The sequence below is a fragment of the Rhizobium sp. 01T417 genome, from assembly GCF_056398905.1.
On record NZ_JBFTQH010000057.1, the window covers coordinates 1 to 20,312 of the forward strand.

Sequence of the window (20,312 nt, forward strand, 5' to 3'; positions counted from 1 at the left end):
TCGCCCCATCCGGTGCACGGGCGCATTCTTCGAATAAGCCTTACAGAGAAAGGATCGAACCTATTGGCCGAATGCCGTACACAGGTACATATCCTCGAACAGGAGTTGGTTGCGGGCTTCAATGAGATAGAGGAGGCTACAATTCGGCGTTGGCTAGTTCAGGTTGCAACTGGTGAATGAATGAAGCCATCTTAAGGATCGCAGTTCACCTCGGTGGACTTCACGGCCGTGCGGAAGAAGGCGGAAATCGCCATCTCGATGGATGGCAAGGGTGCGTGGCGGGACGACGTGTTCGTTGAACGGCCCTGGCGTTCGATCAAATACGAGGAAATCTACCTCCACGCCGACAAGACAGTATCCGAGCCCGCGTCGGCATCGGCAGATATCTGACTTTTACAATAGCCGATGCCCACATTCGTCCCTTGACCGGCAGACGCCGGATCAGGCCTACTTCAACGCGCTGACACCAATGATGGTCGCGGCACAATCAAGGCGAAAATCCACTTAGCGAAATGCCCAAAACTGTTCAGACAATCCGAGCTACCTCTAAGTTGGAAGGCCGTGGTTTTTGTACAGACGCTTCACATCTTGGCCAATTCGTAAGCAGTCAGATCTTTTGAACGACCCGCCTATGATCGGCTCAGTTCGCCGGAAAGACGTTTCGCAATTCGGCCGATGACGATAAGCGCTGCTGTCGTCCCCGCGAGTGCGCAACCGGCGACCATGTTGCCTTGAATGCTGAATCTCTCGTTGAGAAACCCGCCAGCGAGCGCTCCCACCGCGATAGAAATCTGAAAGACACTGACGAACGCCGCTCCGCTGATTTCGCGGCGATCCTGAGCGGCCGTTAGCAACCAAACCTGCAAGCAGATGGGAATACCTCCGAACGCAATTCCCCACACGATTATACTGAATGCGGCCACTAGAGAGCTGTGAGTAAGGGTAAGCGCAAGCAGTGAAAGACCTAATAGAAGTGAGTACAACAGCGCCATTTGGCGAAAATACTTTTGTACGTATTCTCCAGATATGGTGTTTGATATAAGTCCTGCGCATCCAAAAGCAAAGAACGCCCATGGAGAAATTCCATTGGGTACTTGCAATTCCCCAATGAGAGAAGCGAGGAAAGTGTAGGCAATGAAATGGCCCGAAATTAAAAGAGAGGTTGCGGCCAGCCCCTCGGCGAAATTTGGTATGCGGAGAAGCTCCCAAAGAGAAGAATAATGGAATTTGTTCTGTGGTTGCAGTTTTGGAAGCAAAAACAATTGGGCTAGTGCGATGGAAATCGCGATAGTGCCGAAAACCAAGAGAGCTGCTCGCCAACTTTGTGCCTGTATAATGGCGGACGCAAGCGGCAACCCGATGACGCTGCCGGCTGAAGCTCCGCCGAACACGATCGCAATTGCTCGACCTTTTAGATGCTGTGGCACCAACCTCGCGGCGGAAGTCGCTCCGATCGACCAGAAGCCACCGATAGATACTCCAAGAACTAACCGCCCTAACAAAAAAAGCGTGAGACCACCACTAAATGCGCCGACCATATCGGCAACGAACGTAAGCAGCATCATTGCCAGCAGTAGCGTCTTTCGGTCTGCTTGTGACCAACAGAAAAGAGGTGCCGCGATGGCCGCCGCGAGGGCCGGAAGCGTTACTGCAAGGCCAACTGATCCCGGGTCTATCGCATAGTCCCGAGCTATGACAGGAAGAGCAGCGATCGGCGCGAGTTCACTCGATACCAAAGCAAAGGTTCCGAAGCATAGTGACCAAACTCCCCCCCATCCTCGTGACTCTTGTTGCTGCGTTACATTTTTAAGTATCTCTTTGTTCATCATTTACTCCGAGCGTTCGTGTCGCAATGCGATTGAGCCAATCGGCGTGGCACTCACGCTTAACTCTCTATCGCCGCAGAGTGTTGGCGATAAAAGCACCAGGTAAACCACCCGAATCTTGCTGACCTTGACCTGATGAGGTGGACGACCTCACTCCGGCACCGCTGTGCCATACCTAGAATTTCCACCAGAATGGATTTGAGGTCCTGCGCATTGAGGGCAACCGAACGAAGAAGCAGAGATTTACGGAAGAGTAGATTCTCGGTGTTCTGCGTGAGTAGGAGCCTGGTACGAAGACGGCGAACGTTTGCCGCAAGCACCGGATTTCAGAAGCGACGCGCGGGGCGGACACTCTTACCTTCCTCTACATGAACGTGATGTTATTGGTTGCGCTGACGGCCTCAGGGTCGCCTGGAACCGGAGGATCCAACTGCCTCACGCGACGACATCGTCGATATCGCACGGTCGCTGGCCAGGCCCCGGAGAGAGGCTCTCAACCGGGCCGGGTGACCATTAACTCGCTCGCGAGCGCCCGCTGGCGGGAAGCCGATTGAACGCTAGACCGAATGCCGAACAGCACGACTGATATGCTATTGCAGTGGCTGCTTATGGTGACAGTCAGGATATGGCTGCATCCGGCTATCGGCCAAAAGCTCTCATCCGTGGGGACAATCGACCGAACGATTATTCGATCTGCGTTCGCTGAAAAGCTGGCTGGAGATCCACACTGCGAGCGCAAACCCGCTGAAAGCTGCTCCCAAGATGGTAATCCCCGACCAGCCGTACCGCGCGTAGGTTGCCGTTGCGGCGATCGCACCCAGAGCGCTGCCAATCGAGTAAAAGATCATGTAGCCTCCAATTAGGCGGCCACTCTTGTGCGGATGCACGCTCACCACGACGCTGAGGTTGGTCACGTGGACGGCTTGGACTGCCAAGTCGAGCGCGAACACGCCAACTAGCAACACTGAAATGGAGAGTGGAAGGAAAGCGATCAGACCCCAGGATGCGAGCAGGAGCGCAAGAGAAATTCCGGTCGTCCATCGACCGTAGCCTTTATCTGCAAGTCTTCCAGCGCATGTTGCTCCAATCGCACCTGCCAGTCCAACAAATCCGAACAGCCCAATCAAGGTATGGGAGTAGGAAAATGGCGGAGCGCTGAGTGGAAGCACCAGCGAGGTCCATAACGTGCTGAAGGATGCAAAGATCAGAAGCGCGAGAATGCCTCGAAAGAGCAGAATCGGCTCACGCAGGAACGTCGATGGAACGGAGACGAGAGCGTTGAGATATGTTTCGGAATGCCGCTCTGCCGCTCGCCGTGGCAGCACCCGCGCAAGGATACCGACCATCGCGACCGTGAGCAGCGCAGATGTCAGATAAACCGTCCGCCATCCGCCGAAATCGGCAATCGTGCCGGCAACGGATCGAGCTGCGAGGATGCCGGTTACGACGCCGCTGGTGACGGTGCCTACCACGCCGCCGCGTTGAACCGGCGTCGCCAGGGCCGCGGCCTGGGCAACGAGTATCTGAACGAGAACAGCTAGCAATCCGACCGCGCTCATGCCAGCGAACAGTATCATCTTGGCCCCGGCCGTCGCGACCACAATAAGAGCGATCGCCGAAAGCAGCCCTTGGATGATGGTAAGCTTTCGGCGGTCAGTGAGATCGCCGATCGGCACGATGAAGATCAAGCCTATCCCGTATCCGACTTGCGTCAGCGTGACGACAAGACCGATGCTGGAGGACGAGATGCCGAGGTCATGCGCCATGAGATCGAGCAGGGGCTGAGCGTAATAGATATTGGCCACACTCATGCCTGCTGCCACCGCGATGATCAGCGTCTGTACTCTCGACAACCCATGTGCCGGAACCCTATTCGCGGCATCTGCTGTGTTCTCGCTCATCGTGGCTGCTCCTCGTGGTTTCAACTCGTTTGACGTTGAAACCACTTGGCTCATCTGGAAGCTAGTTCTAAGATAGAACCAGATTCCAGATTGGAGATCGATAGTGATGGTGAAACGGGTTAGTCTTTGGAATGCCGGGTGCCCGGTCGCGCGTTCTCTTGATGCAATCGGCGACTGGTGGTCGCTTTTGATCATTCGCGACGCCTTCGACGGCAAGCGTCGTTTTGGCGAGTTCCAGAACGGGCTGGGCATAAGCAAAGGGGTGTTGTCGACCCGATTGCGCGACCTTGCGAAGCGAGGGATTTTCGAAACCGTGCCAGCCTCGGATGGGACCGCATATCGCGAATACGTCCTCACGGCAAAGGGACGCGGTCTGTTCCCCGTTATCGTTGCACTCCGACAATGGGGTGAAGATTACCTGTTCACTGACGGGGAGGCTCGTTCCTCGCTTGTGGACCGAGAAAAACGCGCGCCAGTCGCTCGGCTTGAGGTCCGATCCGCCGATGGTCGCTCTCTTGTCTGGAGCGACACTCAGGTAACAGGCTGATGTCGCTCGGGAACGAGCGTGTGTATGACCGCTGCTTGCGGGTGCAGAGCGGTCTACTTCAATGTCGCCTTTCGGCCGCCAACAGCGATTTTCACGGCTAAGACTTAAATTCGAAACTTTGTGAGAACGGGGCCCGTAGCACGAGATCGCCAACCCCTGTGAGGAGCTCCCGCAGTAAGCAGAGACCATCGCTGGCGATCCGTCCGTGCCGGCCGAAATCCGGCAGGCGACAGCAGATCTGGGTGCGACGGTCGAACATCGCTTCAAAAGCGCTCACTACCTCATGAAGTCGGCTGGGCCGATCTCCGTGGATTGGACGTGAAAGTTGGTCGCTCCGCCCCGTGATCTTCTCAGCTGCAGTCCCAGTGTTTGTTGATCGGGGTGTCGCCGGGGGCTGCATCCCTTCCAGGCGAACCGCATGGCTCGGCTCGGGCTGCTTGCCTACAGCAAGTGAGTGGTTGCGCTCGATGTGAACCTGTATGTCGCGGCAGACAAGCTGCTTTCGGCCTTCACCCCGGAAAGCGTGAACCGGGCGTTTGTCCAGGAAGCAAGGGTAAAAACGGCTCATGCGATCAAGGGTCATTTTGCGTAGTTCCCCTCAGGCGCTTCACCCGAGAGTTTCGGGCATCTTTCCTTCGCATGCGCTCAAGGCTAATTGGATCCACGACAAACTGTCTACGGGCCGATACAGAACCATCCGAAGCTCGGTGGACAGCGGGTGTCGAACGCCAGGGAGTATTGATGTGACCATTCAAATGACCGCGGATTCTATCGGATGCTTCCTGGGCAATCAGCGCCTTGCCGAGCAACTGGCCTTCATTCTGGAAGTCGAAAAGCTGAAGACAGTCTTGCGCAGGACCCCTCTGCTGGATCGCTCGCGCGTCGAGAACGACGCCGAGCACACATGGCAATTGGCGGTGATGGCGATGGTGCTGGCCGAGCATTCCGACGAACCTGTCGATATTCTGCGTGTGCTCAGGATGCTGCTCATCCATGATGTCGTGGAGATCGATGCCGGGGACACCTTTGCCTACGATAGCGTCGGTGCCGCCAATCAGGCCGAAAGGGAGCTGAAGGCAGCCCAGCGGATATTCGCATTGCTGCCCCAGGACCAAGCCGAAGAGTTCCGGGCGCTGTGGGACGAATTCGAGGCGAAAGTTTCTGCGGAATCACGTTTCGCAAACGCCATCGATCGCTTGCAGCCCTTGTTGCACAACTTCTTCACGGACGGCGGCACCTGGCCCGCCGCCGGTGTCACGACAACCGACGTGCATCGACGCATGCGGCCGATCGGCGTGGCCTCCGAGACCTTGGGAAGCCTGAGCACAAGGCTCATAGAACTTGCTGTCGAGCGAGGCATCCTTGCCCCAGCGCCTGCGTCGAAAGCGGACGCGTGATGCCGTGGCCACCTCGGCCACATCACTTCCAGGGTCTGGGACGATTGTCGTTCAGGCACTGCCGGTGTCGAAAAGCGGGTCGGCGCTTACGTCGCGCTGTTCCAGCGCAACAGGCGAACGGTCCTCCTTCTCTGTAGGCATGGGTCTTGAATCCTTTGGGCGAAGTCTCCCACCTTACAGCTGAAATGATGGACGTGGGCGAAATGCTTCCGGTATTAGCAGCCCGATCGAGCGGCTTTGCGCCCTAACGTCGGCCGTAGAGACCAACTTGGCCGCTGCCCCAAAACAGACGTCACCAGCGATTGGGTGGGACGTCCTGATTACGCTATAAATAGCGACAAATGCTGCCCCAAACAGGGCGGTAAACCCATCTGCCCGAAACGCTGCATACATTAAGGCACCAGGACATCATAATGAGACACGGAATCACTAAATTTTCATTCCAGCAGGTTGATGTCTTTTCCTCCAAAGCTTTGCTGGGCAATCCGCTGGCGGTTGTCATTGGAGCTGATTCCTTGACCGCATCTGAGATGGCTGCTTTCGCGCGCTGGACGAACCTTAGCGAAACGACTTTCCTTTTGCAGCCGAGGTCGGCAGATGCCGATTACCGCGTTCGCATCTTTACACCTGTTGCTGAGTTGCCCTTCGCGGGCCACCCCACTTTGGGGAGCTGCCACACATGGCTGTCGTCCGGTGGAAGGGCAAAGAGCGGCGAGATTGTCCAGGAGTGCGAGGCGGGACTAGTCCACATTCGGCGCAACAATGGACGACTTTCTTTCGAAGCCCCCGAACCGCGGCGATCAGGCCCGGTGGAACTCGACACACTGACGCTAGTCCTCAAAGGCTTGCGGTTGACATCCGATGACATCGTCGATGCCAACTGGGTGGACAATGGCCCTGGCTGGCTCGCTGTCCAACTGCGATCCAGGGCTGACGTCCTCGCGCTTCGTCCGGATTTCGCTATCCTGTCTGGATTACGGGTCGGTGTCGTTGCCCCCTGGGATCCAACAGAGGATGGGCGGGAAGCAGATTTCGAGGTGCGTGCCTTTTCCGCGGCCGGTTTTGAAGACCCGGTAACCGGCAGCTTAAATGCAGGCATCGCTCAATGGTTGATTGGCAGCGGCATCGCTCCTTCGTCATACATTGCCAGCCAAGGTACCGTCCTTGGACGGGAAGGACGTGTTCATGTGGAGCTGGTCGAAGATCGGATTTGGGTCGGTGGCGACGTTACAACTTGCATAGAGGGTGTCGCAGCCCTTTAAAGTGCTGGTTATAAGCTAGCTGGCCGCCATGATCGCATCGCTACCGACGATTTTCGCAAAGTCGGATTTGAGATGAGCTATCGTTACTTCGAAAATCACACGCGCGGATAGCTGCTCGTGCGGCATGTTAAAACCCATGACGGCGTCACGGACGACGATCATCGCGCACGCCGGGAAGCTGCCGTTCTCAGAGCGCTTGTCGAGACCGTCGCGCGGGTGAATAACTATGGCGATCGCAGCCAGAGCGAGAGGCTGTTCCGGCGGAGGTTCTTGAGCGGATCGATGCACATGTGCAACTGATGACGCCAATCCTTGGCACGTGTGCGGACTGAACCCCCGGCCCAGCGGGGTGACGCTCCGTCCTAGCCATCGCGCCAGTTTTCCTTACGCATCTTCACGCGTTGTCAGAGACCGTCGCCAATAACCCTGAGTGACGGCACGTCCTGGACGACATGTAACTCGGCAGCCCGTAAGGCGACCATCGATGGCGGCGCGCTTTTGACTGGCTGATGGCGGCGTCCAAACGCACTGCTACCGCGGTCCCGGCCGGATGAAGACCAGAGAAGCATGATCACATTCAGGCGATATGCGTACATCCACTCTCCTGAGCCTTGGTCAGGGTGTGGGCGCAACATTAGGTGGTGGCAGGAGACGGCCCTGCAACAGCCGGCAAATCGTCCCAGCTGTTAGAATGAGCATGAACAGGTTCGCGAAACCGAATAGGACCGGTGCTAGATAGAGGATGACGCCGTCGTCTCCGAGAGCGATAAGGCGGATCGGCGCGATTGCAAGCGCCGTTACGCCGAAGCTGAACGCCCAATAGGACGGCGCGAAGGGTTCTTTCAGGATCCAGGGCAGAAGCCGCAGCAAGATTAGGACCTGGAGAACGCCGTAGCCGATCATTGCGTGTACAAGGAGTATTGGTGCTTGTGGCGCTACCGCGATCAACGCCACCGCGCCGACTACCGGCGGCGCTAACTGGATGCCAAGGGTTGGCCGCAGGGCGCTTGTCAAAGTTGGTGCGGTGAGCAGCCGATGCAGCAGGGCGGATTCGATGGCCAGCCACGTGAAGAACCCCATGCCGAAGAAGAACGTGCCAAGATCCGCGAAGCCGAGCGCACCGCCAACTGTGCTGGCGACGAAGCTTCCGGCCACGCTCGGAAGATAGAGCACCGGTGTCGTCTGGATGATATCGCGCCCCCCTTGCCATAGACCGCCTGTTCGCCAGATGGCAAAGCCGAACGTGAAGAGCGCGCCGCCGATATAAAGAGCAAGCGCCACTCCGTAGGAATAGGGCGCAAGTCCGCCGGCGACCAGCATCGTCGCCACGCCGACGAGCCCGACGAAGCAGCATTGGACTGGATGGGCGAGCTCGGCAAGCGCTACGTCGCGCGCAATAAGCCATTTGAGTGCGTAGAGTGACGTGAGGATCAGCCAGACAAATCCTGCCGTCAACATCATCAGTTCGCCGACGAAGACGGGAAGCGCCCAGACAACGTGTCCTGCACGCCAGGCGCCGCCGAGACCCGCTAATCCCAGCACAATGCCAAAGAGGCCGGCTGGCACCGTCGCGATGTTTGAACGTGTCATAATGCCCTCTCGATCGACAGCGGAAGCGGCCCTAGCGAGCGCCTGCCAAGAACTTATCGACCGTCTCGTCCGTGGTCCAGACGCCGTTGGCCATGAAGCGATAGTTGATGAGCGCGGCGAGATAGCCGTCGCCGTCGGGAAGCTTCGGGGCCGCCACGGCGTCACGCACCACCGCGACCTCGAAGCCCGCTTCGAGCAAGTCGCGCATGTGCGAATCGACGCACACGTTGGCCAGCATCCCGGTGAGGATCACCCGGTTGATGCCCCGCTTGCCAAGCTAGAGCTTCAGATCGTTGGCCTGGGGACCATAAACCTTGTGGGGCGAGCAGATGATGGTCTTGCCGTCCTCAATGAAAGGCTTGAACTCCTCCATGAAGTCCGCACCCGAGCCGCGGAAGCTATCCACGGTATAAGGGCCATTGCGGTCGAAGGTGCCCGTCACGTGCTGGAATTTTTCGAGCGGCGCCTCGCAACGCTAGCAATGATCCCAGCCGTAATAATAATGCGGCGAGAGGATGAGGTTGATCAACTCGTTGTTCTCCAGGTCCCTTCACGAAGAAATCCGGTGAGGAGTTGGGATAGTCGACGGTACACCCTAGATCGGTCAAAGCGAGCAGTCCGCGAAAACCTTGGGCAATGAAGGCACGCACATCATCACCCGCGGCGGAAATCTCGGCGAGGAGTTCCTCGCGGCCATCGACTATCAGGAGAAGAACTTCCGCATCCCGGCTGTAGTAGAGGTCGTCATCGCCGCGCCCCTGGAAGGCTTCAAGTTTGGTCGCCACGAAGATAGGAGGCGTCAGAACCCTGATTTCGAGCCCATCATCGAAGGCGTGCGGTTGGGCGGTATCGAGCCCGGTCGTGTACCAGCGATTGCTGAAGCCAAGTATCTTTTCATCATCGGGCATGAAATCAACTTTAAGAGACCCAAGCCGCATGCGGCAGATCACGGCCTCGTCCGCGGCCTCAACAAAGCCAAGCGCGCGCAGTTCGTCCAGGAGACTGGCCCATTCGGCAAGTCCGGCTAGATCGACAATCAGATCGATGTCATCTGTGGATCGCACTCCCTCAAGTGTCACGGGATCGGTGATGAACAATGCCGTGGTACAGCCACCCACGAATACCAGTCGATTTCGAAGATCGTCGCCAAGGGCGACTGCGACCATCTTCAACATCTCCAGCAATTGCGTACGTATCTCGGTCATTTCGCGAGCAGCCTTGATTTGAGGTGATCGCTCGCAAGTCCGGCCTCTCTTTGGTTGCCGAGCCTGATGGCATCGACCAAGGCGAGATACTCATAGAGATGTTGATCCTTCAAGGCTGCCTCAGGCACGGTTTTGAAGAGGGGATCAACGGATTGCCCCATCTCTTTGCCGGACGGGTAAGGCCACACATAGTTGAAGCTTCCCCCGCTGATGAGTAGTCCTTCAAGCATCGGTGCCGCAAATGCTGTCGGGATGCCTCGCTGCATTGCTCCGGGGTTTGCGGGAAAGACGAATTTCAGCCCATGGACGATGAAATTGAATAGATTGCGTCGGTGTGGCCGTGGCTCATTCTTGGCATTGTCTTTTCTGGCAATGCCGGAGGCGACGCTTCTTTTGATGGATTGGGCAATTTCGGTCTTGCTAATGCCGGTAACGCTCTCCAGATTACGAACCGCATAGGGATCTCCGCCGATTGACTCCGATCGCAGTTGGTCGGAGCCCTTTTCCAGCTCCTGATCCTGCAAGCTGATCAGTTTCAGCAGGACGACAATATCCTGACTTTTCATCTCATTCGTCCTTTGTCCTAGGACTGAGGACAGTAAGCGAGCTTTTCTTATTTTGTCAAATATAATCAATGTCATTTCTTAAGGGCCGGAATTGGAAGCCCACTCTGGCCGCGACGATGTCGATCCCTGACGACGTCGCCGTCGTTGGGTTCGATAACTGGGAGGTCGTCTCGAAGCAAACACGACCACCGCTCACGACGATTGACATGGAACTCAAGGAAAACGGGCATCGTGCGGGCCTTGCGATCCTCGGGCTTTCGCGCCGCGAAAAGCTCGAGCCGGGCATCGTTCGGCTTCCTTGCAGCATCGCGGCACGAGGCTCCGCGTGACACACGAAAACGCCCGGTTGCCAAGCTTGCGGGCAAAATTAGATCCTGCGTGCTAAAGACCACCCGCGAACGCGGTTCGAGCCCCGAGGCCTCACGGATTGTTCGGCATCGACCGGAAGCGGGCCTTTCGCCTAATTTTTCTTCGTGCTTAATTTTCACGCTTGACAGCGAGATTGCGAATGTCATTGTAAAGCGGTTTAGTAAATCGCTTTACAAGCTTAGCTATCTTGTCAGGGAGACATGATGTCCAGCAAGCGTGCTACAAGCCTGAAGGATGTCGCCGACGCCGCTGGCGTATCGGTAGCGACGGTATCACGGCTGCTAAACGGTTCGCTTCAACTTCCCCCTGAAACCAAAGAGCGCATCGACAAGGCAATCCGGGAACTTCGCTACGAGCCGAACCCGCATGCGCGCCGTCTGAGCCGCGGCCGTTCGGAGACAATCGGTCTTGTGGTGCCGGATATTGCCAATCCGTTCTTCGCAACGCTTGTTGCTGCTGTAGAGCACGAGGCGGACAAGCGCGGCCTCGCCCTGTCGCTGCATGCGACGCTCAACCGCCCTGGCCGTGAGATCTCCTACGTGACGGCGCTTGCGCGCAACCATGTTGATGGCCTCATCTTCGTTACCAACCATCCAGACGACGGCGAACTGGCAGCAGTGATCAACCAGGCTGGCAAGGTCGTCATCGTCGACGAAGACGTGCCGAATGCGATAGTGCCGAAACTCTTCGCCGATAACGAGGAGGGTGGCTATCTCGCGGGTCGGCATCTAGCAGACCATGGGCATAGGCACATCGTCTACATCGGCGGCCCACAGGAAATGATCAGCACGCGCCGCCGCTTCCTCGGCCTGGAACGCGCGCTTATGGAGCGTGGAGAGCCGTTCCAGGTGACACGCTACGAGGGCAGCTTCACGGTGGAATTCGGCCGGCAGGCGGCGCGCCGTTTTATCGATGAGGGCAAGCAGGCGACGGGCATCTTTGCCAGTTCGGACGAAATAGCGATCGGCTTGATCGAAGTGCTGCTTGCCGAGGGCGTTTCGGTTCCCGGTGAGGTTTCGGTGATCGGCTTCGACGACGTCGGACCGCTACATCTTTTTGCACCGCCGCTGACCGCCATACGCCAGCCCGTCCGGGCGCTTGGCGAACGCGCTTTGGCGCTGCTTCTCGAAACAAACTGGCAGGAGCCCGAGACCTTGCGCTCCGAGGAACTGCTGCCGGTCGAAATCGTCGTGCGGAACTCCGTTGCACCGCCGTCGAAACAATAAAAAAGCAACGAAGATGAACCTAACCAGAGGAACAAGACATGACCATTCTGACACGCAGGACGTTTACGACTGCACTCGCTACCACGGTCTTTGCAGGCATCTCGTTCGGGAGTGCCTTCGCCGCTGAAAAGACCTTCGCGCTTGTGCAGATCAACCAGCAGGCGCTGTTCTTCAACCAGATGAACGAAGGCGCGCAAAAGGCGGCCGACGCGGCCGGCGCCAAGCTGGTGATCTTCAACGCCAACAACGACCCGGCCGCGCAAAACAGCGCCATCGAAACCTATATCCAGCAGAAGGTAGACGGCCTCGCGGTCGTTGCCATCGACGTTAATGGCATCATGCCGGCCGTGCAGCAGGCCGCCGCCGCGGGCATTCCCGTTGTCGCCATCGATGCGATTCTCCCGGAAGGCCCGCAGAAGGCGCAGATCGGCGTCGACAATGCCAAGGCCGGTGCCGACATGGGCAAGTTCTTTCTCGATTATGTGAAAAGTAACATGGGCGGCAAGGTGAAGTATGGCGTTGTCGGCGCGCTGAACTCCTTCATCCAGAATGTCCGCCAGGAAGGCTTCGAAAAGACCGTCAAAAGTGTCGAAGGCGTCACTACCGCCGGCGTCGTCGATGGTCAGAACATCCAGGACAACGCGCTGGCCGCCGCTGAAAACCTCATCACCGGCAACCCCGACATGAACGCAGTTTACGCCACCGGCGAGCCAGCGCTGATGGGCGCCATCGCCGCTGTCGAAAGCCAGGGCAAGCAGTCTGATGTCAAGATCTTCGGCTGGGATCTGACCGCCCAGGCAATCGCCGGCATCGACGCGGGCTACGTCACCGCCGTGATCCAGCAGGATCCGTCCGCCATGGGTGCGGCGGCCGTCGATGCCCTGAAGAAGATCTCGGACGGCGGCAGCGTCGAGAAGACGATCTCGGTGCCGATCACTATCGTCACCAAGGAGAATGTCGAACCCTACCGGGCCGTTTTCAAATGATCTCGAACGGACAGCACCCAACCGCTGTCGCAGGATCCGGGGGCGGAGAAATCCTCCCCCGGCAGTCCGGCGAAGGCGGCAATCGCCAGCCCCGCATTTCCTTGAAGGGCATCCGCAAGAACTTCGGCTCGCATCAGGCGCTGCGCGGCGTCGATCTCGACATTTATCCCGGCGAATGCCTGGGATTGGTCGGCGATAACGCAGCCGGCAAGTCGACGCTGACCAAGGTCATCTCCGGTACCTATATCCCCGATGACGGCACGATCGCCGTCGACGGACATGAGGTTCGCTTCAGTGGACCGGCCGACGCCCGCGATCGGAATATCGAAATGGTGTTCCAGGACCTCAGCCTGTGCGACCATGTCGATGTAGTCGGAAATCTGTTTCTGGGCCGCGAACTGACCAAGGGACCGTTCCTCGACCGCGCGCGCATGCTGACCGAGGCCCGCGCCATGCTGGATGCGCTCGAGATCCGCATTCCACGACTTGGTGCTAAGGTGGAGAAACTGTCAGGCGGTCAGCGGCAGGCGATCGCTATCGCGCGCGCCGCGTCCTTCAATCCGAAGGTGCTGATCATGGACGAGCCGACATCGGCTCTTGCCGTGGCGGAAGTCGAGGCCGTGCTCAACCTGATCAACCGCGTCAAGGCCAAAGGGGTCTCTGTCATCCTGATCACCCACCGTCTGCAGGATCTCTTCCGTGTCTGCGACCGTATCGCAGTCATGTACGAAGGCACCAAGGTCGCCGAACGCGATATCGCCAAGACCGACCTGCAGGATCTTGTGCAGCTCATCGTCGGAGGGCAGAAGCATTGAGCGCCTATACCGAACGCGCGGCCGGATCGCCGGTCGCGGACTTCCTTTCCGAGCACGCGCAGGTGCTGTCGATCACCGCGTTCTTCCTCGCTTGCCTCGTCTTCTTCTCCGCCACCACGGACACGTTCCTGACGCTCGGCAATATCCTCAACGTCGTGCGCCAGGCGGCTCCCATCCTGGTTGTCGCGGTTGCGATGACGCTTGTCATCATCACCGGCGGCATCGACCTTTCCGTCGGTTCGCAGGTGGCGTTGGTTAATGCGGTGGCGGCAATCATCATGGCCATGGGCTATCCATGGCCGACTGTCGTGATCGGCATGATCGCCTTTGGCGCGCTGATGGGCATCGCCCAGGGCTGGTTCATTGCCTATCAGGGCATCCCGGCCTTCATCGTCACGCTCGCGGGCCTCTCCATTCTGCGAGGTTTCGCGCTGTGGCTGACGCAGGGATATTCGATCCCGATCAAGGATGCGCCCGGCTTCTTCTGGCTCGGCCGGGGCGAGTTCCTCGGGCTTCCGGTTCCGGCACTGATAGCCGTGCTTGTAACTGTGGTCGGCTACGTTGTGATCGCCTACACGAAATACGGCCGGCAGGTTGTCGCGGTCGGCTCCAATCTCGAGGCCGCACGCCGCGTCGGCATGCCGGCGAAATGGATCGTTGCCTCGGTCTACATGGTGTCAGGAATTGCCTGCGCATTGGCCGGACTTCTGATCGCTGCCCGTCTCGGCTCCGGCTCGTCCAACGCAGCCGTCGGTTTCGAACTGCAGGTCATCGCGGCCGTGGTGCTCGGCGGCACATCGCTGATGGGCGGACGCGGCAGCATTCTCGGCACGGTGCTCGGGACACTCACCATCGCCGTCATCGGCAACGGGCTGATCCTGATGCACATCTCGCCCTTCTTCACGCAGATCGTGACGGGCGCCATCATCCTCGTGGCAATCTGGCTCAACACCAAGATCTTTACCACTAACTTCCGCTTCGGCGGAAAGAAGAAGTGAGGTCGGCATGAGCGAACTTTCAGAAGCCCATGTGCGCTCGGGCAAGGTGATGACGGTAGCGGGGGCAATCCCTGCTTCCGCTCTCGGCATCACGCTGATGCACGAGCATATCCTCAACGACTGCCGCTGCTGGTGGCATGCACCGAAGACGCCGGAGCGCCAGTACCTCTCCGACAGCTTCGTCTGCATAGAGATCCTGAGCGAGCTGCGCCAGGATCCCTTCGTCAACAAGCACAACATTACGCTGGATGATGAGCCGCTGGCCATCACCGAGCTCAAGGATTTCGCTGCACATGGCGGCCACACCGTTGTCGAGCCGACCTGCCAGGGCATCGGTCGAGATCCCCGGGCGCTGAAGCGGATATCGCAGGCTTCCGGGCTCAATATTATCATGGGCGCCGGCTACTATCTTGGCTCGTCGCATCCGGCGAAGGTCGCCGGCATGACGATCGACCAGATCGCCGACGAGATCGTTCAGGAAGCAAGCGCCGGCGTCGACGGCACCGACATCAAGGTCGGATTGATCGGCGAGATCGGAGTGTCCTCGGATTTCACTGATCAGGAAGAGAAGTCGCTGAGGGCGGCGGCGCGGGCGCAGGCGCGCACGGGTCTTCCGCTGATGGTGCATCTGCCCGGCTGGTTCCGGCTCGGCCACAAGGTGCTTGATATCGCGGCGGTGGAGGGAGCGGAGCTTCGACACACCGTGCTCTGCCACATGAACCCGTCGCATGACGATCTTGCCTATCAGGGCGAGCTCGCATCGCGCGGTGCCTTCCTGGAATACGACATGATCGGCATGGACTTCTTCTATGCCGACCAGCAGGTGCAGTGCCCGAGCGACGAGGAGGCGGCGCGCGCCATCGTCAAGCTGGTGGAGCAGGGGCATATCGATCGCATCCTCCTCTCCCACGACGTCTTCCTGAAGATGATGCTGACGCGCTATGGAGGCAATGGATATGCCTACATTCTCAAGCACTTCTTGCCACGGCTGAAGCGCCACGGGCTGACCGATCAACAGCTCGATATTCTCATGCGCGACAATCCGAGATCGGTATTCGAGGCCAAGGCCTGACCGCAGAACGTTTATAGAAATGGAAAGATCATGACAAAAAAAGTCCTCCTCGTCGGCGAGAGCTGGGTCAGCTCCGCCACCCATTACAAAGGCTTCGACCAGTTCGGAAGCGTCACCTTCCATCTCGGCGCCGAGCCGCTGGTAAAGGCGCTCGAAGGCAGTGAGTACGAGCTGACCTACATGCCGGCCCATGAGGCAGTTGAGAAATTCCCCTTCGATATGGAGGGGCTCGACGTCTATGACGTGATCATCCTGTCGGATATCGGCGCGAACTCGCTCCTGCTGCCGCCCGCTGTGTGGCTGCATTCGAAGACCGTGCCGAACCGGCTGAAGCTCATCAAGGCCTGGGCGGAAAAGGGCGGCGGCCTGTTGATGGTCGGCGGCTATTTCTCCTTCCAAGGCATCGACGGCAAGGCGCGTTGGCGCCGCACGCCGGTCGAGGATGTGCTCCCCGTCACCTGCCTGCCCTATGATGACCGCGTCGAGATTCCAGAAGGCACGGGAGCTGTCATCACCAAGGCGGACCACCCGACGGTTGCCGGCATCGGCGGTAAATGGCCGCTGCTGCTCGGCGTCAACGAGGTGGAGGTGCGCGACCGCGCCGACGTCGAAGTCGTCGCCCGCCTGCCGGATGATCAGGGCGGCCATCCGCTGCTCGTTACCGGAACGTTCGGAAAGGGGCGCAGCGCGGCCTGGACATCCGATATCGGCCCGCACTGGCTGTCGCCCGCCTTCTGCGAATGGGAAGGCTACGGCCGCCTGTGGAAGAATATCCTCGGCTGGCTGAGCGACAAGCGCTGAGGCGTCGATGGCCCTTGGCGCGCTTCAGCGCGCCAAGATCGCCTGCAGCTCCTCGCTGGTCGGGAAAGCCGAGCGGGTCCCGCGGCGGCTGACTGTCAGGGCGGATGCGGATGCGGCATGGCCGATGGCGCGGGAGTCGAGCTCGACGCCGCGCAACGCGGCGGACGCCAGCGCCACCGCCATGAAGGTGTCGCCTGCGCCTGTTGTGTCGATCGCCTTGGTGGAGACGGCCGGAATGGTGGCGATAGCGGCCCCACGGCTTGCCAGCAGCGCGCCGTCGCCGCCAAGCGTCAGAACGACGTGGCGCACGCCCGATTGCAGCAGCTTTTCGGTCGCTGCCGTGTCGGATGAACCGGTGAGGCTCTCCGCCTCGCCTCGGTTCAGGAATGCGATGTCGACCAGCGGCCAGAAGTCGCCGAAATAGGGCCTGAGAGGCGAGGGGTTGAAGGCGGTAACGAGGTCGCGGCGGCGGGCTTCCTGGAGCAGGCCAAGTGTGGTTGCCGCGCTGAGATTGCCCTGCAGGACCATGAGGTCGCCTGACACGGCGGTGTCGAGCGCAGCGATGGCCTCTTCCGGCGTCAGCGATCCGGCTGAATCGGTGGTGGTGACGATGGCGTTTTCGCCATCAGGCGTGGTGAAGATGATGGAGAAGTCGCTGGAACGGCCGGCAAGCGCGATCAGCTTGGCCTCGACCGGTTCTGGCGCCAGTTGATCGCGAATGGTCTGGGCGCGGAAATCCTCGCCCACGGCCGCAACGAGGGTGGTGGGGAGGCCTGTGCGGGCCATGACCACGGCCTGGTTCGCACCCTTGCCGCCAAGGTCGCGCGTTTCTTCGCGGCCAAGGATCGAAGCCCCGGCTTCCGGCATGGTCGAAACAGATATGGTTTCGTCGACAGCGACGTTACCGATGACATGAGCACGAACATTGGCAGGCATGGCTGGCCTTCGAGAGGAAATGAAAATGCAGACGATTTCGGATAACAATTCAAGCGCCATAAGGGAAATATTCGGCACTGACAAGGCGCTGATCGGGATGATCCATTGCTCGCCCTTTCCAGGTGCCCCGCGCTACCGCGGCGCGACTGTCGATGCGATCTACGATGTCGCGATGCGCGATGCCGAGGCGCTGGTCGAGGGAGGCCTGCATGGTCTGATCATCGAAAACCACGGCGACATTCCTTTCTCCAAGCCCGAGGATATCGGCCCCGAGACATCCGCCTTCATGTCCGTCGTCACCGACCGGATCAGACGGGCGACCGGCATTCCGATGGGCATCAACGTGCTTGCAAACGCCCCAATCCCGGCCTTCGCCATCGCCATGGCGGGCGGCGCCAGGTTCATCCGTGTAAACCAGTGGGCCAACGCCTATGTCGCCAACGAGGGCTTTATGGAAGGTCGCGCGGCCGAAGCGATGCGCTACCGCTCGGCTCTGCGCGCCGAGCACATCAAGGTCTTCGCAGACAGCCATGTGAAGCATGGCGCGCACGCGATCACCGCCGACCGGACGATCGAAGAACTGACTCGCGATCTCGCCTTCTTCGACGCCGACGTGGTGATTGCCACAGGCCAGCGCACCGGCAATTCGGCGACCGTAGAGGAGATCGAGACGATCGGCGCGGCGACCCATCTGCCGCTGCTCGTYGGCTCTGGCGTTACGAAGGAAAATATCGTCGAGATCCTGAAGCGCACGAATGGCGTAATCGTCGCGTCCTCGCTCAAGGAAGGCGGCGTCTGGTGGAATCCTGTGGAGCTCTCCCGCGTCAAGGCCTTCGTCGAAGCCGCGCGCCCAGGTCTGGAAGGCTGATATGAGCGAGACTTTGTCCGAGCAGATCCTGCGTGAAAATGCCGCCGTCTTCGATGCGATGGTAAACCATCGTTTCGTCAAGGACATCAAGGCCAGCAGGCTTTCGAAGGAGGTCTTCGAACGGTACCTCGTTTTTGAGGGCGCCTTCGTCGATACCGCCATTTCGATCTTTGCCTTTGCAGCCGCCAAGGCAGAGACGATCGCCCAGAAGCGCTGGCTGATCGGCGTTCTCGATGCGCTGGCCAACCAGCAGATCGCCTATTTCGAAAAGACCTTCGCCGAGCGCGGTATTGATCCCGCGACCTACAACACGGCGGTCCCCGAAGTGGCGGCGTTCCGTGACGACATGCTGGCGATTTCTCGGGATGGTGGCTACCTCGACACGGTCGCCGCCATGTTTGCCGCCGAGTGGATGTACTGGACCTGGTCGAAGGAGGCCACCCGTTACGAGATGAGCGATCCGCTGCTCAAGGAGTGGGTGGACCTGCACGCGCATGAGGACTTCGCCGCCCAGGCGTTGTGGCTGAAGGCAGAGCTCGATGACGCCGGCGAGGGCATGAGCCTGGAGGAACGTTCCCGGCTCAGCGGCATCTTCGGCCGCGCGCAGGCGCTGGAGATCGCCTTCCACGACGCTCCTTATCTCTGAGGTGAAACCATGCTCGATATAGACGGCGATCGTCTCAACGCCCGGCTCGAAACCTTCGCCGCCATCGGCGCCACGGCGAAGGGCGGCGTCAATCGCCAGGCGCTGACGGAAGGCGACCGCCGGGCGCGGCGGCTTCTGGCCGAGCTTGCCTGGGCGAGGGGGTTTCTCGTCTTTCAGGACCCGATGGCCAACCTCTTCATCCGACGCAAGGGCCGGGACGATACGCTCGCGCCGGTGATCATCGGCAGTCATCTCGACAGCCAGCCGGCCGGTGGTCGGTTCGACGGCGCGCTTGGGACGCTGTCCGCTTTCGAGGTGCTGGAGAGCCTGGAGGATGCGGGGATCGAGACGGCGCGTCCCGTTGTCGTCGTCTCCTGGACCAACGAGGAGGGGTGCCGCTTTGCACCGGGATGCATGGGATCCATGGCCTTTTCGGCGGGTGAGATCCCGGCCGCCTGGCAGGGCAAGATCGCCACCGATGGCGCCAGCTTTGCCGAGGAACTGGCGCTGACGATCGCGAGCCTGCCGGAGGCCGAGATGCTGCCGCTCGGCTTTCCGATTCACGCCTATATCGAAGTCCATATCGAGCAGGGGCCCTCTCTCGAGGCGAACGACATTCCGGTCGGCGTGGTGAGGGGTATCCAGGGCACGCGTTGGCTTGATGTGTCGGTTGCGGGGCAGACGGCCCATGCCGGCACGACGGGACTGTCGTATCGCCGCGATCCATTGCGCGCGCTGACCGCGGCGCTGTCTGGCCTCTACGAGGCGGTGATGCCAGCCGATCCGGACGCGCGGTTTACGGTTGGGCGGATTTCAGCCGAGCCTGGCTCGGTCAATGCGATCCCGGACAAGGTCCACTGCACGGTCGATATGCGTCATCCAGAGCCATCGCGGCTGGATGATATCGAACGGCTCGTGACATCGCGCATAGCGGAGGAAGTGAAGCGGCAGGGATGCACGACCGAGATCGCCCGATCGTTCGACATGGCGCCCTGCGTCTTTTCCGACGCATTGCAGCGGGCAATCGAGCAGGCAGCAGCTGCGCGCGGGGTCAAAAGCGCGGTAATGCTATCAGGGGCCTTTCACGATGCGCTGTTCGTTAATCGCGTTGCGCCGGCAGCGATGATCTTCGTTCCGTGCCGCGATGGGCTCAGTCACAACGAGGCCGAGTTTGTCGAGCCTGCGCATGCCGTCATAGGCTGTGATGTGCTGGCACAGGCGACGCTTGCAATTGCCTGCGAGGGCGAAAATCGGCGCTCATGAGTCTGGATTGAAATATTTTCAATTCGGCCAATTTGAAG

The 20,312-nt window shown here is 59.5% G+C and carries 21 protein-coding genes and 4 pseudogenes; 16 read left to right on the top strand and 9 right to left on the bottom strand.

Translation table 11 applies throughout. The features are described from left to right. A pseudogene (locus AC1DPR_RS29345) lies at nucleotides 1-180 on the top strand (MarR family transcriptional regulator); the annotation flags it as partial. Nucleotides 181-195: 15 nt separating this feature from the next. Then, a pseudogene (locus AC1DPR_RS29350) lies at nucleotides 196-508 on the top strand (integrase core domain-containing protein); the annotation flags it as partial. A 121-nt stretch (nucleotides 509-629) separates the two neighbouring features. On the opposite strand, the gene AC1DPR_RS29355 reads toward AC1DPR_RS29350, so the two are convergent. Next, nucleotides 630-1,826, bottom strand: coding sequence for an MFS transporter (locus tag AC1DPR_RS29355; protein ID WP_477817754.1), 1,197 nt, complete (start codon nucleotides 1,824-1,826; stop codon nucleotides 630-632). A 397-nt stretch (nucleotides 1,827-2,223) separates the two neighbouring features. On the opposite strand from AC1DPR_RS29355, the pseudogene AC1DPR_RS29360 reads away from it, so the two are divergent. After that, a pseudogene (locus AC1DPR_RS29360) lies at nucleotides 2,224-2,336 on the top strand (LysR family transcriptional regulator); the annotation flags it as partial. Nucleotides 2,337-2,482: 146 nt separating this feature from the next. On the opposite strand, the gene AC1DPR_RS29365 reads toward AC1DPR_RS29360, so the two are convergent. Then, entirely contained in the window at nucleotides 2,483-3,727 is a 1,245-nt protein-coding gene (locus tag AC1DPR_RS29365) for an MFS transporter (RefSeq protein ID WP_477817755.1), read from the bottom strand. A 106-nt stretch (nucleotides 3,728-3,833) separates the two neighbouring features. On the opposite strand from AC1DPR_RS29365, the gene AC1DPR_RS29370 reads away from it, so the two are divergent. From AC1DPR_RS29370 to AC1DPR_RS29380, 3 genes are all read left to right on the top strand, one after another. Then, nucleotides 3,834-4,274: a winged helix-turn-helix transcriptional regulator gene (locus AC1DPR_RS29370; RefSeq protein WP_477817756.1), complete on the top strand. Its 441-nt coding sequence runs from the start codon at nucleotides 3,834-3,836 to the stop codon at nucleotides 4,272-4,274. A gap of 743 nt (nucleotides 4,275-5,017) precedes the next feature. Next, entirely contained in the window at nucleotides 5,018-5,671 is a 654-nt protein-coding gene (locus AC1DPR_RS29375) for an HD domain-containing protein (RefSeq protein ID WP_477817757.1), read from the top strand. A 413-nt stretch (nucleotides 5,672-6,084) separates the two neighbouring features. After that, nucleotides 6,085-6,933: a PhzF family phenazine biosynthesis protein gene (locus tag AC1DPR_RS29380; protein WP_477817758.1), complete on the top strand. Its 849-nt coding sequence runs from the start codon at nucleotides 6,085-6,087 to the stop codon at nucleotides 6,931-6,933. A 15-nt stretch (nucleotides 6,934-6,948) separates the two neighbouring features. Here the strand turns inward: AC1DPR_RS29380 and AC1DPR_RS29385 are convergent, their stop codons facing one another. The 6 genes from AC1DPR_RS29385 to AC1DPR_RS29410 all read right to left on the bottom strand — a co-directional run bounded on the left by AC1DPR_RS29385 (nucleotide 6,949) and on the right by AC1DPR_RS29410 (nucleotide 10,294). Then, nucleotides 6,949-7,095 carry a hypothetical protein gene (locus AC1DPR_RS29385; RefSeq protein WP_477817759.1) on the bottom strand — a complete coding sequence of 49 codons (147 nt, stop codon included), beginning with the start codon at nucleotides 7,093-7,095 and terminating at the stop codon, nucleotides 6,949-6,951. Between the two features lie 453 nt (nucleotides 7,096-7,548). Then, complete coding sequence (gene tehA / locus AC1DPR_RS29390; protein ID WP_477817760.1) at nucleotides 7,549-8,523, bottom strand: dicarboxylate transporter/tellurite-resistance protein TehA; 975 nt, start codon at nucleotides 8,521-8,523, stop codon at nucleotides 7,549-7,551. Between the two features lie 31 nt (nucleotides 8,524-8,554). Then, entirely contained in the window at nucleotides 8,555-8,785 is a 231-nt protein-coding gene (locus tag AC1DPR_RS29395; protein ID WP_477817777.1) for an isochorismatase family protein, read from the bottom strand. Nucleotides 8,786-8,800: 15 nt separating this feature from the next. After that, complete coding sequence (locus AC1DPR_RS29400) at nucleotides 8,801-8,929, bottom strand: hypothetical protein (protein ID WP_477817761.1); 129 nt, start codon at nucleotides 8,927-8,929, stop codon at nucleotides 8,801-8,803. Beyond that, a complete protein-coding gene (locus AC1DPR_RS29405; protein WP_477817762.1) occupies nucleotides 8,922-9,728 on the bottom strand; it encodes a hypothetical protein in 807 nt (268 codons plus the stop codon). The genes AC1DPR_RS29400 and AC1DPR_RS29405 overlap by 8 nt, the downstream gene beginning before the upstream one ends. After that, nucleotides 9,725-10,294 (bottom strand): hypothetical protein, encoded by a 570-nt coding sequence (locus AC1DPR_RS29410; protein WP_477817778.1) that lies wholly within the window; start codon nucleotides 10,292-10,294, stop codon nucleotides 9,725-9,727. The genes AC1DPR_RS29405 and AC1DPR_RS29410 overlap by 4 nt, the downstream gene beginning before the upstream one ends. Nucleotides 10,295-10,410: 116 nt before the next feature. On the opposite strand from AC1DPR_RS29410, the pseudogene AC1DPR_RS29415 reads away from it, so the two are divergent. The 7 genes and pseudogenes from AC1DPR_RS29415 to AC1DPR_RS29445 all read left to right on the top strand — a co-directional run. Next, nucleotides 10,411-10,623 (top strand): annotated as a pseudogene (locus AC1DPR_RS29415) (substrate-binding domain-containing protein); the annotation flags it as partial. A gap of 243 nt (nucleotides 10,624-10,866) precedes the next feature. Continuing rightward, a complete protein-coding gene (locus AC1DPR_RS29420; RefSeq protein ID WP_477817763.1) occupies nucleotides 10,867-11,889 on the top strand; it encodes a LacI family DNA-binding transcriptional regulator in 1,023 nt (340 codons plus the stop codon). Between the two features lie 38 nt (nucleotides 11,890-11,927). Beyond that, nucleotides 11,928-12,875 (top strand): ABC transporter substrate-binding protein, encoded by a 948-nt coding sequence (locus AC1DPR_RS29425; RefSeq protein ID WP_025661799.1) that lies wholly within the window; start codon nucleotides 11,928-11,930, stop codon nucleotides 12,873-12,875. Continuing rightward, the gene (locus AC1DPR_RS29430) at nucleotides 12,872-13,690 is read left to right on the top strand and encodes an ATP-binding cassette domain-containing protein (protein ID WP_477817764.1); all 819 of its coding nucleotides are present in this window, start codon (nucleotides 12,872-12,874) and stop codon (nucleotides 13,688-13,690) included. Before AC1DPR_RS29425 ends, AC1DPR_RS29430 begins: the two co-directional genes overlap by 4 nt. Then, nucleotides 13,687-14,688 (top strand): ABC transporter permease, encoded by a 1,002-nt coding sequence (locus tag AC1DPR_RS29435; RefSeq protein WP_192241784.1) that lies wholly within the window; start codon nucleotides 13,687-13,689, stop codon nucleotides 14,686-14,688. The genes AC1DPR_RS29430 and AC1DPR_RS29435 overlap by 4 nt, the downstream gene beginning before the upstream one ends. Before the next feature lie 7 nt (nucleotides 14,689-14,695). Further along, a complete protein-coding gene (locus AC1DPR_RS29440; RefSeq protein ID WP_477817765.1) occupies nucleotides 14,696-15,760 on the top strand; it encodes a phosphotriesterase family protein in 1,065 nt (354 codons plus the stop codon). A gap of 30 nt (nucleotides 15,761-15,790) precedes the next feature. After that, nucleotides 15,791-16,561: a glutamine amidotransferase gene (locus tag AC1DPR_RS29445; RefSeq protein ID WP_477817766.1), complete on the top strand. Its 771-nt coding sequence runs from the start codon at nucleotides 15,791-15,793 to the stop codon at nucleotides 16,559-16,561. A gap of 24 nt (nucleotides 16,562-16,585) precedes the next feature. On the opposite strand, the gene AC1DPR_RS29450 is transcribed toward AC1DPR_RS29445, so the two are convergent. Further along, a complete protein-coding gene (locus tag AC1DPR_RS29450) occupies nucleotides 16,586-17,497 on the bottom strand; it encodes a ribokinase (RefSeq protein ID WP_477817767.1) in 912 nt (303 codons plus the stop codon). 25 nt (nucleotides 17,498-17,522) lie between these two features. Between AC1DPR_RS29450 and AC1DPR_RS29455 the strand changes: the two genes are divergently transcribed. Genes AC1DPR_RS29455 through AC1DPR_RS29465 form a run of 3 tightly spaced genes read left to right on the top strand, consistent with a single transcriptional unit; the run spans nucleotide 17,523 to nucleotide 20,274 of the window. Then, nucleotides 17,523-18,365, top strand: a complete 843-nt coding sequence (locus AC1DPR_RS29455) for a BtpA/SgcQ family protein (protein WP_477817768.1) — start codon at nucleotides 17,523-17,525, stop codon at nucleotides 18,363-18,365. Nucleotide 18,366: 1 nt separating this feature from the next. Beyond that, entirely contained in the window at nucleotides 18,367-19,011 is a 645-nt protein-coding gene (locus AC1DPR_RS29460) for a TenA family protein (protein WP_477817769.1), read from the top strand. A 9-nt stretch (nucleotides 19,012-19,020) separates the two neighbouring features. Further along, nucleotides 19,021-20,274, top strand: coding sequence for a Zn-dependent hydrolase (locus tag AC1DPR_RS29465; RefSeq protein ID WP_477817770.1), 1,254 nt, complete (start codon nucleotides 19,021-19,023; stop codon nucleotides 20,272-20,274). Nucleotides 20,275-20,312 lie beyond the last annotated feature (38 nt).

Excerpts from the sequence above, each read along its gene's own strand:
- AC1DPR_RS29355 (WP_477817754.1), bottom strand. The coding sequence starts at position 1,826 with ATGAACAAAGAGATACTTAAAAATGTAACGCAGCAACAAGAGTCACGA.
- AC1DPR_RS29365 (WP_477817755.1), bottom strand. The coding sequence starts at position 3,727 with ATGAGCGAGAACACAGCAGATGCCGCGAATAGGGTTCCGGCACATGGG.
- AC1DPR_RS29370 (WP_477817756.1), top strand. The coding sequence starts at position 3,834 with ATGGTGAAACGGGTTAGTCTTTGGAATGCCGGGTGCCCGGTCGCGCGT.
- AC1DPR_RS29380 (WP_477817758.1), top strand. The coding sequence starts at position 6,085 with ATGAGACACGGAATCACTAAATTTTCATTCCAGCAGGTTGATGTCTTT.
- AC1DPR_RS29385 (WP_477817759.1), bottom strand. The coding sequence starts at position 7,095 with ATGATCGTCGTCCGTGACGCCGTCATGGGTTTTAACATGCCGCACGAG.
- tehA (WP_477817760.1), bottom strand. The coding sequence starts at position 8,523 with ATGACACGTTCAAACATCGCGACGGTGCCAGCCGGCCTCTTTGGCATT.
- AC1DPR_RS29405 (WP_477817762.1), bottom strand. The coding sequence starts at position 9,728 with ATGACCGAGATACGTACGCAATTGCTGGAGATGTTGAAGATGGTCGCA.
- AC1DPR_RS29410 (WP_477817778.1), bottom strand. The coding sequence starts at position 10,294 with ATGAAAAGTCAGGATATTGTCGTCCTGCTGAAACTGATCAGCTTGCAG.
- AC1DPR_RS29420 (WP_477817763.1), top strand. The coding sequence starts at position 10,867 with ATGTCCAGCAAGCGTGCTACAAGCCTGAAGGATGTCGCCGACGCCGCT.
- AC1DPR_RS29425 (WP_025661799.1), top strand. The coding sequence starts at position 11,928 with ATGACCATTCTGACACGCAGGACGTTTACGACTGCACTCGCTACCACG.
- AC1DPR_RS29430 (WP_477817764.1), top strand. The coding sequence starts at position 12,872 with ATGATCTCGAACGGACAGCACCCAACCGCTGTCGCAGGATCCGGGGGC.
- AC1DPR_RS29440 (WP_477817765.1), top strand. The coding sequence starts at position 14,696 with ATGAGCGAACTTTCAGAAGCCCATGTGCGCTCGGGCAAGGTGATGACG.
- AC1DPR_RS29445 (WP_477817766.1), top strand. The coding sequence starts at position 15,791 with ATGACAAAAAAAGTCCTCCTCGTCGGCGAGAGCTGGGTCAGCTCCGCC.
- AC1DPR_RS29450 (WP_477817767.1), bottom strand. The coding sequence starts at position 17,497 with ATGCCTGCCAATGTTCGTGCTCATGTCATCGGTAACGTCGCTGTCGAC.
- AC1DPR_RS29460 (WP_477817769.1), top strand. The coding sequence starts at position 18,367 with ATGAGCGAGACTTTGTCCGAGCAGATCCTGCGTGAAAATGCCGCCGTC.
- AC1DPR_RS29465 (WP_477817770.1), top strand. The coding sequence starts at position 19,021 with ATGCTCGATATAGACGGCGATCGTCTCAACGCCCGGCTCGAAACCTTC.